This window comes from Achromobacter xylosoxidans (assembly GCF_014490035.1).
In the GTDB taxonomy this organism is placed as follows: domain Bacteria; phylum Pseudomonadota; class Gammaproteobacteria; order Burkholderiales; family Burkholderiaceae_B; genus Achromobacter; species Achromobacter bronchisepticus_A.
Window position 1 is genome coordinate 2,754,427 of record NZ_CP061008.1, and the last position, 14,792, is coordinate 2,769,218.

The window sequence follows — 14,792 nt, forward strand, 5'->3', positions numbered from 1 at the left end:
GGTGGACGCAGTACGGGCTGCTGTGGATAATGAGGGGTTTACCCTGGAAGAGTCTAGCATGCCTAAGAGCGCAATAGACCCGATTACGGCGGGGGCCGCAGCGAACCTGGCGGCCGATCCCGCGGCGGCATTGGCCGTGGCGGATCCGTCCGCGCCAGGCCCCGGATTCATCGATTTCCCGGGCAGCCCGTTTCACCTGTACCAACCCTATCCGCCGGCGGGCGATCAGCCCACCGCCATCGAGGGGTTGACCCAGGGGGTCGAAGACGGCCTGATGTTTCAGACGCTATTGGGCGTGACGGGCTCCGGCAAGACCTACACCATGGCCAACGTCATCGCCCGCATGGGGCGCCCGGCGCTGGTTCTGGCCCCCAATAAGACGCTGGCCGCCCAGCTGTACGCCGAAATGCGGGAGTTCTTCCCGAAGAACGCCGTCGAGTACTTCGTTTCGTACTACGACTACTACCAGCCCGAAGCGTACGTGCCGACGCGCGACCTGTTCATTGAAAAGGATTCGTCCATCAATGAGCACATCGAACAGATGCGGCTGTCGGCGACCAAGAGCCTGCTGGAGCGCCGCGACACCATCATCGTGGGCACCGTGTCGTGCATCTACGGTATCGGCAACCCGGGCGACTACCACGCCATGGTGCTGATCCTGCGCGCCGGCGACCAGATCTCGCGCCGCGAGATCCTGGCCCGCCTGGTCGCCATGCAGTACACCCGCAACGACGCCGAGTTCACCCGCGGCGTCTTCCGGGTGCGTGGCGAGACCATCGACATCTTCCCGGCGGAAAGCCCGGAACTGGCGCTGCGCCTGACGCTGTTCGACGACGAGATCGAAAGCCTGGAGCTGTTCGATCCGCTGACCGGCCGCATCCGCCAGAAGCTGCCGCGCTTTACCGTCTATCCCGGTTCGCACTACGTCACGCCGCGCGACACCGTGCTGCGCGCCATTGAAACCATCAAGGAAGAGCTGCGCGAACGGGTCAAGCGCTTCGTCGACGACGGCCATCTGGTCGAGGCGCAGCGGCTGGAGCAGCGCACCCGTTTCGACCTGGAAATGCTGCAGGAGCTGGGCTTCTGCAAAGGCATCGAAAACTACTCTCGCCACCTGTCCGGCGCGGCGCCAGGCGAACCGCCGCCCACCCTCATCGACTACCTGCCGTCCGATGCGCTCATGTTCATTGACGAAAGCCACGTCACCATCGGCCAGTTGGGCGGCATGTACCGGGGCGACCGCGCGCGCAAGGAAACGCTGGTGCAGTACGGCTTTCGCCTGCCGTCGGCGCTGGACAACCGGCCGCTGAAACTCGAGGAATTCGAGGCTCGGATGCGCCAGTGCGTGTTCGTGTCGGCCACGCCGGCCGCCTACGAGAAAGAGCACACCGACAACGTCGTGGAACAAGTGGTGCGGCCTACCGGGCTGGTCGATCCGCTGGTCGAGGTCCTGCCGGCCCGGACCCAGGTCGATGACCTCCTCGGGCAGATCAAGGCGCGCGTGGCGCAAGCGGAGCGCGTGCTGGTCACCACGCTGACCAAGCGCATGGCGGAGGACTTGACGGACTTCCTGAGCGAGCACGGCGTCCGAGTGCGCTATCTGCATTCGGATATCGACACCGTCGAGCGCGTGGAAATCATCCGCGACCTGCGCCTGGGCACCTTTGACGTGCTGGTGGGGATCAACCTGCTGCGCGAAGGGCTGGATATTCCCGAAGTGTCGCTGGTCGCGATCCTGGATGCCGACAAGGAAGGCTTCCTGCGTTCGGAACGCAGCCTGATCCAGACCATCGGGCGTGCGGCGCGCAACCTCAACGGCCACGCCATCCTTTATGCGGACCGCATCACCGATTCGATGCAGCGCGCCATGGAGGAAACCGAAAGGCGGCGCGCCAAGCAGCTGAAGTTCAACGCCGACCACGGCATTACCGCCCGGGGCGTGCAGAAGGCCGTGCGCGAACTGATTGATGGCGTGGTCGCGCCGACGCAGCACGACGCGCTCGAGGCCGCAGTTCCGGCCGAGTTCCTGAAGGACGAAAAGGCCCTGGCCCGCGAGATCAAGCGCCTCGAAAAGCTGATGATGGATCATGCCCGGAACCTCGAGTTCGAACAGGCGGCTGCGGCGCGCGACGCGCTGACCGCGCTGAAGCAGCGCGTGCTGCTGGACGGGGCGGTGTAGCAGCGGATTACGTGTCTAAATGTTTCTTTTCGCTGACTGGCGGCTGAATATTGCCAAAACCTGTTGCGTTGCAATCAGGCTGCCACGATTCGCCCGGATATCTGCATTCAGTGTTCATGAGAGAGATCAGAATTTCTTCATAAGTTATTGATTTTATTGAAAAAATATTGATACTGTATTTGCCGGGCCAGAATCCCGCAGACGCAAAAAAAGCTTGCCTTATCTCGGGTTTTCCCGCACACTTACTCCCATGATGACCAAGGTACTTTTCGTTTGCATGGGCAATATCTGTCGCTCGCCGAGCGCAGAGGGCGTGTTTCGCCATTTGGTGAACGACGCGGGTTTGGGCGATGTGGTTCGCATCGACTCCGCGGGCACGCACGCGTTTCACATCGGCGAGGCGCCTGATGCCCGGGCGCAGGCCGCAGCGCGCAAGCGCGGCTACGAGATCACGCACTGCGAAGCGCGTCAGGTCACCGCGGAAGATTTCCGCGATTTCGACTTGATCCTCGCCATGGATTGGGACAATCTGTCCGCCATGCAGCAGCAGTGCCCCAAGGCCTACCAGCACAAGCTGATGCTGCTGATGCGCTTTGCCAATGAGTTCGAAGAGGCCACCGTGCCCGATCCGTACTATGGCGGCGCCGATGGTTTCGGCAAGGTCCTGGACTACCTGGAAGACGCCTGTCAGGGTGTACTTGAGCTGGTGCGCAAGCGCGCGACCCAGTACCAGGCGGCGTGATCCGCTTGTTCCGCAGGGCTGCCCGCCGGGCGGTTCTCGGAGGTGCTTGGCAGTGAAAAACCGCGCGAATGCGCGGTTTTTTCTAGCCGGGAGCCATACCAAATTAGTCGGGAATAGGCTATACTTGAGGCAATTACTCGGGTATTGACCGCTGGATTCGCCTGCGGCCATTGCCGAATCACTGGGAACCTACCATGCGGCTAACTACCAAGGGGCGTTTCGCCGTGACTGCCATGATCGATCTGGCTATGCGGCAGCATAGCGGTCCGGTCACTCTTGCGGCCATCAGCCAGCGTCAGAACATCTCGCTGTCCTACCTGGAACAGCTGTTCGGGAAACTGCGTCGCCACGAACTCGTGGACAGCGTGCGCGGCCCTGGGGGCGGCTACTCGCTCGCGCGCCTCGCCCGCAACGTTACCGTTGCCGACATCATTTTCGCCGTCGATGAACCCCTGGACGCCACCAGCTGCGGCGGCAAGCGGGACTGTACGAGCGGCAACGACGGCAAGCCGGGCAAGTGCATGACGCACGAACTCTGGGCTACGTTGAATCGCAAGATGGTGGATTACCTGGATTCGGTGTCCCTGCAGGATCTCGTCGATCAGCAGCGCGTGCGCCAACTGCAGGAAGCCAACAATCAAGCGCAGGCTTGCGCGGTGCGCGTGAACCGGGTGGGGGGCGCCAACAACGCCGCCAACGCCCCGGCCGCGACCGTCGCCGCCAATGCCACCGTATAAGCAGTATCAGGAGTTGTAGAAATGACCACCCGCCCGATCTATCTGGATTATTCCGCCACGACGCCCGTCGACCCCCGCGTCGTGGACAAGATGGTGCCCTGGCTGTACGACAATTTCGGCAACCCGGCATCCCGCAGCCATGCGTTTGGCTGGGAATCCGAAGAAGCCGTCGAGCGCGCCCGTGAAGAAGTCGCCAAGCTGGTGAACGCCGATCCGCGCGAAATCGTCTGGACCTCCGGCGCCACCGAATCCAACAACCTGGCGATCAAAGGCGCCGCCAACTTCTACCAGGAACGCGGCAAGCACATCGTCACCGTCAAGACCGAGCACAAGGCCGTGCTGGACACCTGTCGCGAACTCGAGCGCCAGGGCTTCGAAGTGACCTATCTGGACGTCAAGGACAACGGCCTGATCGATCTGGACACCTTCAAGGCCGCGCTGCGCCCCGATACCGTGCTGGTATCCGTGATGATGGTGAACAACGAAATCGGCGTGATCCAGGACGTCGCAACGCTGGGCGAGATCTGCCGCGAAAAGGGCATCATTTTCCACGTGGACGCCGCCCAGGCGACCGGCAAGGTGGAAATCGACCTGCAAAAGCTCAAGGTCGACCTGATGTCGTTCTCGGCTCACAAGACCTACGGCCCCAAGGGCATCGGCGCCCTGTACGTGCGCCGCAAGCCGCGTATCCGCATCGAAGCGCAGATGCACGGCGGCGGCCACGAGCGCGGTTTCCGCTCGGGCACGCTGGCCACGCACCAGATCGTCGGCATGGGCGAAGCTTTCCGCCTGGCCCGCGAGGAAATGGGCACCGAGAACGAGCGCATCCGCATGCTGCGCGACCGCCTGTGGGCTGGCCTGTCGCAGATCGAAGAGGTCTACCTCAACGGCGACATGGACCAACGCGTCCCGCACAACCTGAATGTCAGCTTCAACTACGTCGAAGGCGAGTCCCTGATCATGGCGATCAAGGAACTGGCCGTCTCCAGCGGCTCGGCCTGCACCTCGGCCAGCCTGGAACCGTCCTACGTGTTGCGCGCCCTGGGCCGCAACGACGAACTGGCGCACAGCTCGATCCGCTTCACGCTGGGCCGTTTCACGACCGAAAAGGAAGTGGACTACGCCATCGAGTTGCTCAAGAGCCGCGTCGGCAAGCTGCGCGACATGTCGCCGCTGTGGGAAATGGCCAAGGAAGGCATCGACTTGAACACCGTGCAGTGGGCTGCGCACTAAGCGCCCGCGCCTAGAAATTCGTGGAGAATTAACATGTCTTACAGCACCAAAGTCCTGGATCACTACGAAAACCCGCGCAACGTCGGTTCGTTCGACAAGTCGGACGAGTCGGTCGGCACCGGCATGGTCGGCGCGCCCGCCTGTGGCGACGTGATGAAGCTGCAGATCAAGGTGAACGAAGCCGGCGTGATCGAAGACGCGCGCTTCAAGACCTACGGCTGCGGTTCGGCCATCGCTTCCAGCTCGCTCGTGACCGAATGGGTCAAGGGCAAGACGCTCGACGAAGCCATGAACATCCGCAACACGCAGATCGCCGAAGAACTGGCCCTGCCGCCCGTGAAGGTGCACTGTTCCATCCTGGCCGAAGACGCGATCAAGGCCGCGGTGCAGAACTACAAAGAAAAGCATTCGGCCCCGGCTGAAGCTGCTGTGGCGGGCTGAACATGTCCGTTACCCTGACCCAACAGGCTGCCACCCATATCGGCCGCTACTTGCAGAAGCGCGGAAAGGGTATCGGCTTGCGGCTCGGCGTTAGGACCACGGGCTGCTCCGGCATGGCCTACAAGCTCGAGTACGTGGACGACGTGGCGCCGGAAGACGTGGTGTTCGAAAGCTTCGGCGTGAAGGTCTTCATCGACCCGAAAAGCCTGTCCTACCTGGACGGCACCGAACTCGATTACGCCCGTGAAGGCCTGAACGAAGGCTTCAAGTTCCGCAACCCCAACGAAAAGGCGACCTGCGGCTGCGGCGAGTCGTTCACGGTGTAAGTCTTGGCTGGTGACGATCACTTCGGCCTGTTCGGCTTGCCGGCGCGTTTCGATCTGGACGCCCAGGCGCTTGAGACTGCGTGGCGTACCGTCGCGGCGCAGGTGCATCCCGACCGCTACGCCACTGCCAGCCCCGCGGAACGCCGCGTGGCCATGCAGTGGGCGGCTCGCGCCAACGAGGCTTACCGCCTGTTGCGCGATCCCTTGCTGCGGGCGCGCTACCTGTGCGAGCAGGCCGGCGTGGACCTGCAGACCGAGAGCAACACGGCCATGGACCCCGAGTTCCTGATGCAGCAGATGACCTGGCGCGAGATGCTGGACGACGCACGCGACGACGCCGACGCCCTGGCGGCCTTGCAGGCGGAATTGCAGCAGGCGCGCGCCGCCATGCGCGCCACGCTGGCCCGTCTGATCGACCAGGACCGCGACTACGCGGCGGCGGGGCTCAAGGTGCGGGAGTGGATGTTCGTGGAGAAGTTGGCGGAAGAACTGGCGCACGCCCAGCCCGCCGCATAGCCCAGGCCGCGCCGGGGCGTCCGCGACACGGGCGCCGGCACAGCGCCGCCTACTGACCATAAAAACAGAATCATGGCCTTATTGCAGATATCAGAGCCTGGCGAATCGCCCGCGCCTCACCAGCGCAAGCTGGCGGTCGGGATCGACCTGGGCACCACCAATTCCCTGGTTGCGGCCGTGCGCAGCAGCGTCGCCGAAGTGCTGAGGGACGAGCAAGGCCACGCCTTGCTGCCTTCCGCCGTGCGCTATTTCGCCGGCGGCAAGGTCACCACGGGGCGCGAACCGCTCGCGCAGCAGGCCGAGGATCCGCTGAATACCGTTGTGTCGGTCAAGCGTTTCATGGGCCGTTCGCTGGAAGAGGCGCGCGCCAGCCGTGCGCCGTACGAATTCGTGGACGCGCCCGGCATGGTGCGCATCCGCACCGTCCAGGGCGACCTGAGCCCGGTTGAAGTGTCGGCGCAGATCCTGGCCGTTCTGCGCCAACGCGCCGAAGACGTGCTGGGCGATGACCTGGTCGGCGCGGTCATCACGGTGCCCGCCTATTTCGATGACGCCCAGCGCCAGGCGACGCGCGACGCCGCCCGTCTGGCCGGCCTGAACGTGCTGCGCCTGCTGAATGAACCGACCGCAGCGGCCATTGCCTACGGCCTGGATAACGCGGCTGAAGGCGTGTACGCCGTGTACGACCTGGGCGGCGGCACGTTCGATATTTCCATCCTGCGCCTGACCCAGGGCGTGTTCGAGGTCATTGCCACCGGCGGCGATACCGCGCTGGGCGGTGACGACTTCGATGCCTTGATCGTCGATCATGTGGTGGCCGGGCTTGCCGCGGGCGAGTTTTCGCCGGCGGACCGCCGCCGCTTGCTGATGGCGGCGCGCGCCGCGCGCGAGGCCTTGTCGGACGCCGATGCGGCCGGCCTGAAGCTGAAATTGTCCGACGGCAGAACCGTGGACACGAGCCTGACGCGGGCCGCATTCGAAGAACTGGCCCAGCCCCTGATCGTGCGCACGCTGGACTGCGCGCGCCGCGCCTTGCGCGACGCATCGCTGACGCCGGCCGACGTGCGCGGCGTGGTGATGGTCGGCGGCGCCACGCGCATGCCGGTCGTGCGCGCTGCCGTGGGCAAGCTGTTCGGCACGCAACCGCTGACGGACCTGGATCCCGATCAAGTGGTGGCGCTGGGCGCCGCCTTACAGGCCAATCTGCTGGCGGGCAACCGCGCTCCCGGCGAAGACTGGCTGCTGCTGGACGTGATCCCGCTGTCCTTGGGGCTGGAAACCATGGGCGGCCTGGTGGAGCGCATCATCCCGCGCAACAGCACGATTCCGGTGGCGCGCGCCCAGGAATTCACGACCTTCAAGGATGGCCAGACGGCCATGAGCATCCATGTGGTGCAGGGCGAACGCGACCTGGTCTCCGATTCGCGCTCGCTGGCCCGCTTCGAGCTGCGCGGCATTCCGCCCATGGTGGCGGGCGCAGCCCGCATCCGCGTGACCTTCCAGGTGGACGCCGACGGCCTGCTGAGCGTGACCGCGCGCGAGCAGAGCAAGGGCGTCGAGGCCATGGTGTCGGTCAAGCCGTCCTATGGCCTGACCGACGACGAAATCGCGCAGATGTTGGCCGACAGCGTGGCGCAAGCCGACACCGACGCCCGCGCCCGCATGCTGCGCGAGCAACAGGTGGACGCGCGCCAACTGGTCGAGTCGGTGCAGGCCGCGCTGGCCGTCGATGGCGACCTGCTGGATGCCGAAGAACGCAAGCGTGTGGACGCATGCCTGCAGGCTGCCATCGCCGCTCAGGACGCGCAGGACGTGGACACGGTGAAGGACGCGGTCCAGGCCCTGTCGGCCGCGACCGACGATTTCGCTGCGCGCCGGATGGACCGCAGCATCCGCGCCGCGCTGGCGGGCCGCAAACTTGATGAGATTGCCTGATAACACGCTATGCCGAAACTGACCGTATTGCCTCATCCCGACTACTGCCCGGAAGGCGCCGTGATCGAAGACGCGCCCAAGGGCGTGTCGATCTGCCGCGTGCTGCTGGACAACCATATCGACATCGAACACGCGTGTGAACTGTCGTGCGCCTGCACGACCTGTCACGTGGTGGTCAAGCAGGGCTATGCTTCGCTGGAAGACGCCACCGATGACGAAGAGGATCTGCTGGACAAGGCCTGGGGCCTGACCCCGACCTCGCGCCTGTCCTGCCAGGCGCTGGTGACGGACGCCGACCTGACGGTCGAGATCCCCAAGTACACCATCAACCACGCCAAAGAGGGCCATTGATGAAGTGGACCGATACCTACCAGATCGCCGAGGCGCTGCTCGACGCGCATCCCGACGTGGATCCCAAGACGCTGCGCTTCGTGCAGCTGCGCGAGTGGGTCCTGGCCTTGCCGGGCTTCAACGACGACCCCGCACATAGCGGCGAGAAGATCCTGGAGGCCATCCAGATGGCCTGGATCGACGAGGCGGACTGATCGCCAAACCAGAAGCGCTCCCTGCGGGGAGCGTTTTTGTTTTTGAGCGCTGGCGGATCCGGACCGATCCCGCCGCGGGCATGCCCGCCACGGTATCATCAAGGGTCTTCCCGTTGTCCTTACCTGCCTGAGTCTACCGATGCCCGCTGCCCAATTGCGCTTTGGCCTGGCCGCCAACCGGCTGCACCACGAAACTCCCGATGCCGCGCTGTTTACCTGGCTGCGCGCGTGTTCCGGCACGATACGCGAGCTGGGCGTGCAGTTGCACACCGTCGGCCGCACCCATGACGCGATCGTGCGCGAGGGCATGCTGCAGGGCTACGGCGGGTTGATCCGCTATCCCTACGGCCGCGAAGGCGGCCTGATGAAGCTGGTGGCCCGGGTGACGGAAGGGCGTGACGGGCAGGCGCCGTTCGACGGCGCGATCTACCTGATCGATCCCGTCGACCCGTCATCGATTTTTCCGGAAGCGCTGGCGCTCAAGCGCCAATGCATCACGCACGGCCGTCCGTTCATCTCGACGCTTGCGGGCGCCATCGAATGGATGGAAGTCGAACGCGTCCATGCCGGCTTGCCGCCGGACGTCTCGGCTTCGCGCCATTTCAACTTCACCGGCCAGACGGTGGCGCTGATCGCCCACGATGCGCTCAAGGACGAAATGGTCGCGTTCGCCAGCGAGCATTTCGACGTGCTGTCGCGATTTGCGCGGCGCGTGGCCACGGGTACCACCGGCGGCCGCTTGAACGAGCTGGCCTGGTCGCGCGGCTGGCCCAAGGATACGCCCTGGGTGCACCGTTATCTCAGCGGGCCGCTGGGCGGCGATGCCCAGATTGCGGAGCTGGTGCTGGAACACCAATGCCAGCGCGTGATCTTTTTCGAGGATCCGCATGTGGCGCGCCAGCACGAGGCCGACATCCAGCTACTGGAACGCGCGGTGCGCGTAGTGACCGAGTCCGCCACCTGCGCCACCTCGCCGACGGTGGCGCGGCGCTGGGCGCAGGCGGTGGAAAAGCGCGTTATCTGAGCTTTGCCCGGGTGGGCGCGGCGCCGGGCCGGGAGTCCGTGATGATGCGGCCGACCCGGTCGGCCACGGCGGACGCGGCCATGGACAAGGGCAGGACGTCCGACCGACACAGGAACACCGGCCGCGTCAGGCGCGGCTTGACGATGCGGTGCAGGATGACCTCGCCGCGCGCGGCTTCCTGGTGCACCGCCGCGTAGGACAGGATGGTGTGCGCGATGCCCGCCTGCGCCAGTTCGATCAGCTGCGGGATGGCGTTGGCCTCGGCAATGACGCGGAACTCGGCGCGTTCCTGCTGCTGATACTGGTCCAGCAACCGGCGCAGGCTGTGTTGACTGCCGGGCAATACCAGCGGCAGTTCGGCGAGCGCGTGCAGATCCATGACCGGCAGCGCATGCAGCGCGGCTGGGGACGGCTTTTTTCGCGGCTTGGCCGAGGGCGGCGAAACCACGACCAGCTCTTCGTCCATCAGGTGCTGGAAGCGCAGATCGACCGAGGCGTCGTCGCTGAAAGTCAGTCCCAGGTCGGCATGGCCGGAACTGACGAAGCCCGGGATGTATCCCGTACTGGATTCGATGATCTTCAGGTAGACGCCGGGCCAGTGCTCCAACGAGAACCGCAGCAACGGCACAGTCACCAGTTTGGCCATGGACATGGACATAGCCAGCGATACCGTGCCCCGGGGAGCGTTCAGGTCTTCGCGCACGTCGGCACGCGCCGTGTCGATGCGCCCCAGGATCTCGCGCGCGTGCGCCAGCATGCGTGATCCCGCCGCTGTCGGCGTGACGCCGCGTGCGCTGCGATGCAACAGCACCACGCCCAGATCTTCTTCCAGATTGCGTATCAGCAGGCTCAACGCGGGTTGCGCCACATGCAGCGCGGCCGCGGCGCGGCTGATCGACCCGGTGGAAACCACGGCGACAAAGCACTGCATCGCGCGGATGGACATGGACATGCGCAGACCTCAGGCGGGCAGGGGCATAATAAGTTTATTATGGCCTGCATATTTAAACGGTATTTCTAATATATCAAGACGCTTCGCATAATGGGCGCCATCCCACCAAGAACATAACGGAGACATCATGGCGTTCCAGAAAATCCTCGCCGCTGGCATGGCTGCTGCGGCGCTGTCCGGGCCGGCGTTGGCCGATACCTGGCCTTCAAAGCCCATTACGCTGGTCGTGCCTTTCTCGGCCGGCGGTCCGACCGACTTCATCGCGCGTCTGGTGGCGGAGCCTCTGGCGCGCGAGCTGGGGCAGCAGGTCATCGTCCAGAACAAGCCGGGCGCCAGCGGCAACGTCGGCTACCAAAGCGTGCTGAATGGCCCGGCGGATGGCTACACGCTGATGCACAACACGGTGGCCATGCAGGCCATCAACCCGCTGATGTACCCGAGCGCGAAGATGCATCCATTGCAGGACTACGTGCCCGTCGGCACGACGGGCGCCATGCCCAATCTGCTGGTGGTCAATCCCGAACGCACGCCGGTCCAGACCTTGGCCGATCTGGTCCAGCGCGGGCGCGGCATGAAGAACGGGCTTAGCTATGCGACCTTCGGGCCGGGCAGTTCGCCGCACGTCTATGGTGCGTCGCTGCAGAAGCTGGCCGGCTTTCAAGCCGTGGGCGTCGCCTACAAAGGCAGCGCGAACGCCGTGACCGACGTGATCGGCGGGCAGGTCGATTTCCTGTTCGACAGCATGTCGACCAGTCTTGGCCAGGTGCAGGCCGGCAGGTTGAAGGCCCTGGCCATTACCTCCGCCGACCGGTCGCCCCTGTTGCCGGACGTGCCCACGCTGAAGGAAGCGGGCTATCCCAGCCTGGACCTCAAATTCTGGTTCTCCCTGCAAACGCCCGCGGGCACGCCGCCGGAAGTGGTGCAGAAGCTGCGCGAGGCGGTAGCGCGTGTCGTCGCGAGCGATGACTACCGCAAGGCGATGCAGGACCGAGGCGCGGAAGCCTTCCAGGTCGCTCCCGCCGAGTTGGACGCGTTCTTCAAGCGTGAAACCGCGCAGTGGACCCAGGCCGCGCAAACCATCGGCCTGAAGAGCGAGCAGTAATCATGTCGATGGATGCGCGCATGACGCCGCTGAAGAACATTACCGTCCTGGATTTGAGCAAGGTGCTGGCCGGGCCGCTATGCGGCCAGTATCTGGGCGAGCTGGGCGCGCGGGTGATCAAGGTCGAACCGGTGGGTTCGGGCGACGATACGCGTGCCTGGCTGCCGCAGGAGGCGGGCCAGTCGGCGACCTTCCTGGCGGTGAACCACAACAAGCGCAGTCTGGCCGTGGACCTGAAAACCGCGGAAGGGCGCGCCGTGGTGCATCGCCTGGCGGAACAGGCGGACGTGGTGCTGCAAGGTTTCGGCGGCAAGACCGCCGCGCGCCTGGGCGTGGATTACGAGACGCTCAGCGGCCTCAACCCGCGATTGGTGTACTGCGAAATCTCGGGCTATGGCCGCGAGGGTCCGATGGGCGAGGAGCCGGGCTACGACGTCATGCTGCAGGCCTTCAGCGGCATGATCAGCACCATGGGCGAACCGGGTGGGAATTTTGCGCGCGCCAGCTTCTCGCCGGTGGACCTGGGCACGGGTTCCTTTGCGCTGAGCGGAATCCTGGCCGCGTTGCTGGAGCGCAGCCAGAGCGGCAAGGGGCAGTACCTGGACGTTTCCTTGCTGGATACGTCGCTCGGCCTGATGTCGTACATGGCGCAGAACTACTGGCGCACTGGCCAGATTCCGCGCCGCATGGGTACGGGCCATCCCGCCATGTGTCCGTATCAGGCGTTCCACGCGGCTGATGGCGACATCATGCTGGGCGTGGGCAACGATGCGCAATGGCAGCGCTTCTGCGCCGTTGCGGGGCTGCAAGACCAGGTCGATGCGCCGCAGTTCGCCACCAACGCCGACCGGGTACGCAATTTTGCCGAGACGGTCGCGCTGGTCCAGTCGCGCATGGAGACGCGCAGCGTGGCGCAATGGCTGGAAGCGCTCAAGCCAGCGGGCATTGCCTGTTCTGCGATTCATACGCTGGACCAGGCCTTGGCGCATCCGCAGGTCGCTGCGCGCGAACTCGTCGTGAAAAGTGAGCACAAGGTCCTGGGGGAAGTCCGCAACATCGGCTTGCCGATACGCTTCGGACGCCAGCCCCGCCAGGCCGCGCTGCCCGCGCCCGTGCTGGGCGAACACACGCGCGAGATCCTGGCCGAACTGGGCTACGCCCCAGCCGACGTCCAAGCATTGCTGGCGTCGGGCAGCGTGCAAGCCCACTCCTGAAAACGAGAGCGACGATGACATTCCTGCGCTATGAAGTCCGCGATCAGATTGCGGAAATCCATCTATGCCATGCGCCCGTCAATGCGCTGGACGAAGACATGCTGGACGCTCTGATCGCCGCGCTGGAACGGGCCAATGCCGACTCCGGCGTGCGCGCCGTGCTGCTGGCCAGCGATCTGCCGGGGCGCTTTTGCGCCGGGCTGGATATGAAGAAGCTGCTGGACAGCACGCCGGCGCGGATCCACGCGCTGTTGTCCAAGCTGTACATCAAGCTCTACGACACGCAGTTCAACCTGACCAAGCCGTCGATTTCGGTGGTGTCGGGTGCGGTCCGGGGCGGCGGGATGACGGTGGCCATATCCAGCGACATGGTGGTGGCGGCGGAGACCGCCACGTTCGGTTATCCCGAAATCGATGTGGGTGTATTGCCGGCGATCCATTACGTGCACTTGCCGGGCATCGTTGGCAAGCACCGCGCGTTCGACCTGCTGTTCACCGGGCGCACCTTCAGTGCGCAAGAGGCCCAGGGATTGGGATTGGTGGCGCGCGTCGCGCCCGAAGCGGAGCTGCTGGAGCAGGCCCGCTCGCTGGCGCGGTCATTGGCGGGCAAGCCGCCGCAAGTCCTGGCGATGGGGCGGCGCGCCTTCGTTTACAGCAACGACAACGAGTACCGGCGCCGGGTGGCGACGGCGGTCGAGGTGTTCTGCAATGCAGCCGCCACGCCCGAGGCGCGCGAAGGACTGAGCGCCTTCGTGCAAAAGCGCGCGCCCGACTGGAGCGGGCTGCGGCAAGGCGGCTAGCGCCGCCGCGAGGCGCACCCTGGAACCTATTCGCCCTTGAACTGCGGCGCACGCTTCTCGCGGAACGCGCGCACGCCTTCGGCGAAGTCCGCGCGCGAGGCGCTGTCCAGGAAGCGCGCGGTCTCTTCGGCCAGCTGGGTTTCCAGCGCGGCGTGTTCGGCCGAGCGCAGCAGATCCTTGGCCCCCGCGATGCCGTGCGGCGCGTGGCGGGCGACCTCAAGCGCGTAGCCTTGCGCGGCTTGCGCGAGTTCTCCGGCAGGGGCGGTGCGCGTGACGATGCCCCAGGCCAACGCGTCGCCGGCGGAGAAGGCGTCGTGCCGCAGCAGCAGGTCCAGCGCGCGGCGGGCGCCCAGCACCCGCGTGAGGCCATGGGTCATGCCGGCGTCGGGCGTCGCTCCAAGCTTCAGGTAGGCCGTCATGAAGCGGGCGTCGGCGTCGGCGATGGCCAGGTCGCAAGCCAATACCAGCGACAGGCCCGCACCCGCGGCGATGCCGTGGACCTGCGCAATCCAGATCTTGTGCATGCGGGCAATGCGCGCAATGAAATCGTTCAATGGCGTGAACAGGTCCAGCAGGGTGGCGCGCACCAGGGCGGGCTCGCCCGTGAACATGCTGATGTCGCCGCCGGCGCAAAAGGTCTTGCCGGTGGCGCGCAGCAACACGGCGCGGATGTCGTCGCGCGCTTCCAGCCATTGCGCGGCGCGTTGCAGGTCCTGCGCCATCGCCACGTCGATGGCGTTCAGCGCGTCGGGGCGGTTCAGCGTCACGGTCGCGATCGCGCCGTCGGTTTCCAGGAACAGGGTCTGGAAGGCGGGGTGTTCTTGGGTCATGGCGAGTCTCCGTTATCGGGTAAGTACCAACTGTCGATCCAAAAACCGCGATGCTATGGTCTGAACCGAGCGCTTGCTTGGTTTTCTTTTAAGCACGCTTAGCGTAACGCATAGAACGATTTTCCGGCGCTGTACTGGCGTAGGTAAAGACAGGTTCGTTGCATCTCCTGCCTCGCGGGTTCGCCAGACCGACGTCGATAAAAAACTTCGCATGTA

The 14,792-nt window shown here is 65.0% G+C and carries 16 protein-coding genes; 14 read left to right on the top strand and 2 right to left on the bottom strand.

Annotation, left to right across the window (positions count from 1 at the left end; all coding sequences use genetic code 11):
* Positions 1–58 precede the first annotated feature (58 nt).
* From uvrB to IAG39_RS12985, 11 genes are all read left to right on the top strand, one after another.
* Entirely contained in the window at positions 59–2,179 is a 2,121-nt protein-coding gene (gene uvrB / locus IAG39_RS12935) for an excinuclease ABC subunit UvrB (protein WP_223283244.1), read from the top strand.
* A 250-nt stretch (positions 2,180–2,429) separates the two neighbouring features.
* A complete protein-coding gene (locus IAG39_RS12940) occupies positions 2,430–2,921 on the top strand; it encodes a low molecular weight protein-tyrosine-phosphatase (RefSeq protein ID WP_006386176.1) in 492 nt (163 codons plus the stop codon).
* A 194-nt stretch (positions 2,922–3,115) separates the two neighbouring features.
* On the top strand, positions 3,116–3,658 hold the full coding sequence (gene iscR / locus IAG39_RS12945) for a Fe-S cluster assembly transcriptional regulator IscR (protein WP_054456107.1): 543 nt from the start codon (positions 3,116–3,118) through the stop codon (positions 3,656–3,658).
* 21 nt (positions 3,659–3,679) lie between these two features.
* Positions 3,680–4,891: an IscS subfamily cysteine desulfurase gene (locus IAG39_RS12950; RefSeq protein ID WP_054456109.1), complete on the top strand. Its 1,212-nt coding sequence runs from the start codon at positions 3,680–3,682 to the stop codon at positions 4,889–4,891.
* A gap of 33 nt (positions 4,892–4,924) precedes the next feature.
* Positions 4,925–5,332, top strand: coding sequence for a Fe-S cluster assembly scaffold IscU (gene iscU, locus IAG39_RS12955; RefSeq protein WP_054456111.1), 408 nt, complete (start codon positions 4,925–4,927; stop codon positions 5,330–5,332).
* A 2-nt stretch (positions 5,333–5,334) separates the two neighbouring features.
* Complete coding sequence (gene iscA / locus IAG39_RS12960; protein ID WP_013394595.1) at positions 5,335–5,658, top strand: iron-sulfur cluster assembly protein IscA; 324 nt, start codon at positions 5,335–5,337, stop codon at positions 5,656–5,658.
* Between the two features lie 3 nt (positions 5,659–5,661).
* The gene (hscB, locus tag IAG39_RS12965; RefSeq protein WP_059373542.1) at positions 5,662–6,174 is read left to right on the top strand and encodes a Fe-S protein assembly co-chaperone HscB; all 513 of its coding nucleotides are present in this window, start codon (positions 5,662–5,664) and stop codon (positions 6,172–6,174) included.
* Between the two features lie 72 nt (positions 6,175–6,246).
* Positions 6,247–8,109 carry a Fe-S protein assembly chaperone HscA gene (gene hscA, locus IAG39_RS12970; protein WP_118932686.1) on the top strand — a complete coding sequence of 621 codons (1,863 nt, stop codon included), beginning with the start codon at positions 6,247–6,249 and terminating at the stop codon, positions 8,107–8,109.
* A gap of 9 nt (positions 8,110–8,118) precedes the next feature.
* On the top strand, positions 8,119–8,460 hold the full coding sequence (fdx, locus tag IAG39_RS12975) for an ISC system 2Fe-2S type ferredoxin (RefSeq protein WP_006395860.1): 342 nt from the start codon (positions 8,119–8,121) through the stop codon (positions 8,458–8,460).
* Positions 8,460–8,654, top strand: a complete 195-nt coding sequence (gene iscX / locus IAG39_RS12980) for a Fe-S cluster assembly protein IscX (RefSeq protein ID WP_059373531.1) — start codon at positions 8,460–8,462, stop codon at positions 8,652–8,654. The genes fdx and iscX overlap by 1 nt, the downstream gene beginning before the upstream one ends.
* Positions 8,655–8,793: 139 nt before the next feature.
* Positions 8,794–9,678 (top strand): methylglyoxal synthase, encoded by an 885-nt coding sequence (locus IAG39_RS12985; RefSeq protein ID WP_118932685.1) that lies wholly within the window; start codon positions 8,794–8,796, stop codon positions 9,676–9,678.
* Here IAG39_RS12985 and IAG39_RS12990 read toward each other — a convergent pair.
* The gene (locus IAG39_RS12990) at positions 9,671–10,630 is read right to left on the bottom strand and encodes a LysR family transcriptional regulator (protein WP_059373528.1); all 960 of its coding nucleotides are present in this window, start codon (positions 10,628–10,630) and stop codon (positions 9,671–9,673) included. The two genes, IAG39_RS12985 and IAG39_RS12990, sit on opposite strands and share 8 nt — an antisense overlap.
* Before the next feature lie 127 nt (positions 10,631–10,757).
* On the opposite strand from IAG39_RS12990, the gene IAG39_RS12995 reads away from it, so the two are divergent.
* From IAG39_RS12995 to IAG39_RS13005, 3 genes are read left to right on the top strand one after another with little or no spacing between them, the layout of a single operon-like run.
* Positions 10,758–11,732, top strand: a complete 975-nt coding sequence (locus IAG39_RS12995) for a Bug family tripartite tricarboxylate transporter substrate binding protein (protein WP_118932684.1) — start codon at positions 10,758–10,760, stop codon at positions 11,730–11,732.
* A 20-nt stretch (positions 11,733–11,752) separates the two neighbouring features.
* On the top strand, positions 11,753–12,946 hold the full coding sequence (locus IAG39_RS13000; RefSeq protein WP_118932712.1) for a CaiB/BaiF CoA transferase family protein: 1,194 nt from the start codon (positions 11,753–11,755) through the stop codon (positions 12,944–12,946).
* A 14-nt stretch (positions 12,947–12,960) separates the two neighbouring features.
* On the top strand, positions 12,961–13,746 hold the full coding sequence (locus tag IAG39_RS13005; protein WP_118932683.1) for an enoyl-CoA hydratase/isomerase family protein: 786 nt from the start codon (positions 12,961–12,963) through the stop codon (positions 13,744–13,746).
* A gap of 26 nt (positions 13,747–13,772) precedes the next feature.
* Here the strand turns inward: IAG39_RS13005 and IAG39_RS13010 are convergent, their stop codons facing one another.
* The gene (locus tag IAG39_RS13010; protein ID WP_118932682.1) at positions 13,773–14,576 is read right to left on the bottom strand and encodes an enoyl-CoA hydratase/isomerase family protein; all 804 of its coding nucleotides are present in this window, start codon (positions 14,574–14,576) and stop codon (positions 13,773–13,775) included.
* Positions 14,577–14,792 lie beyond the last annotated feature (216 nt).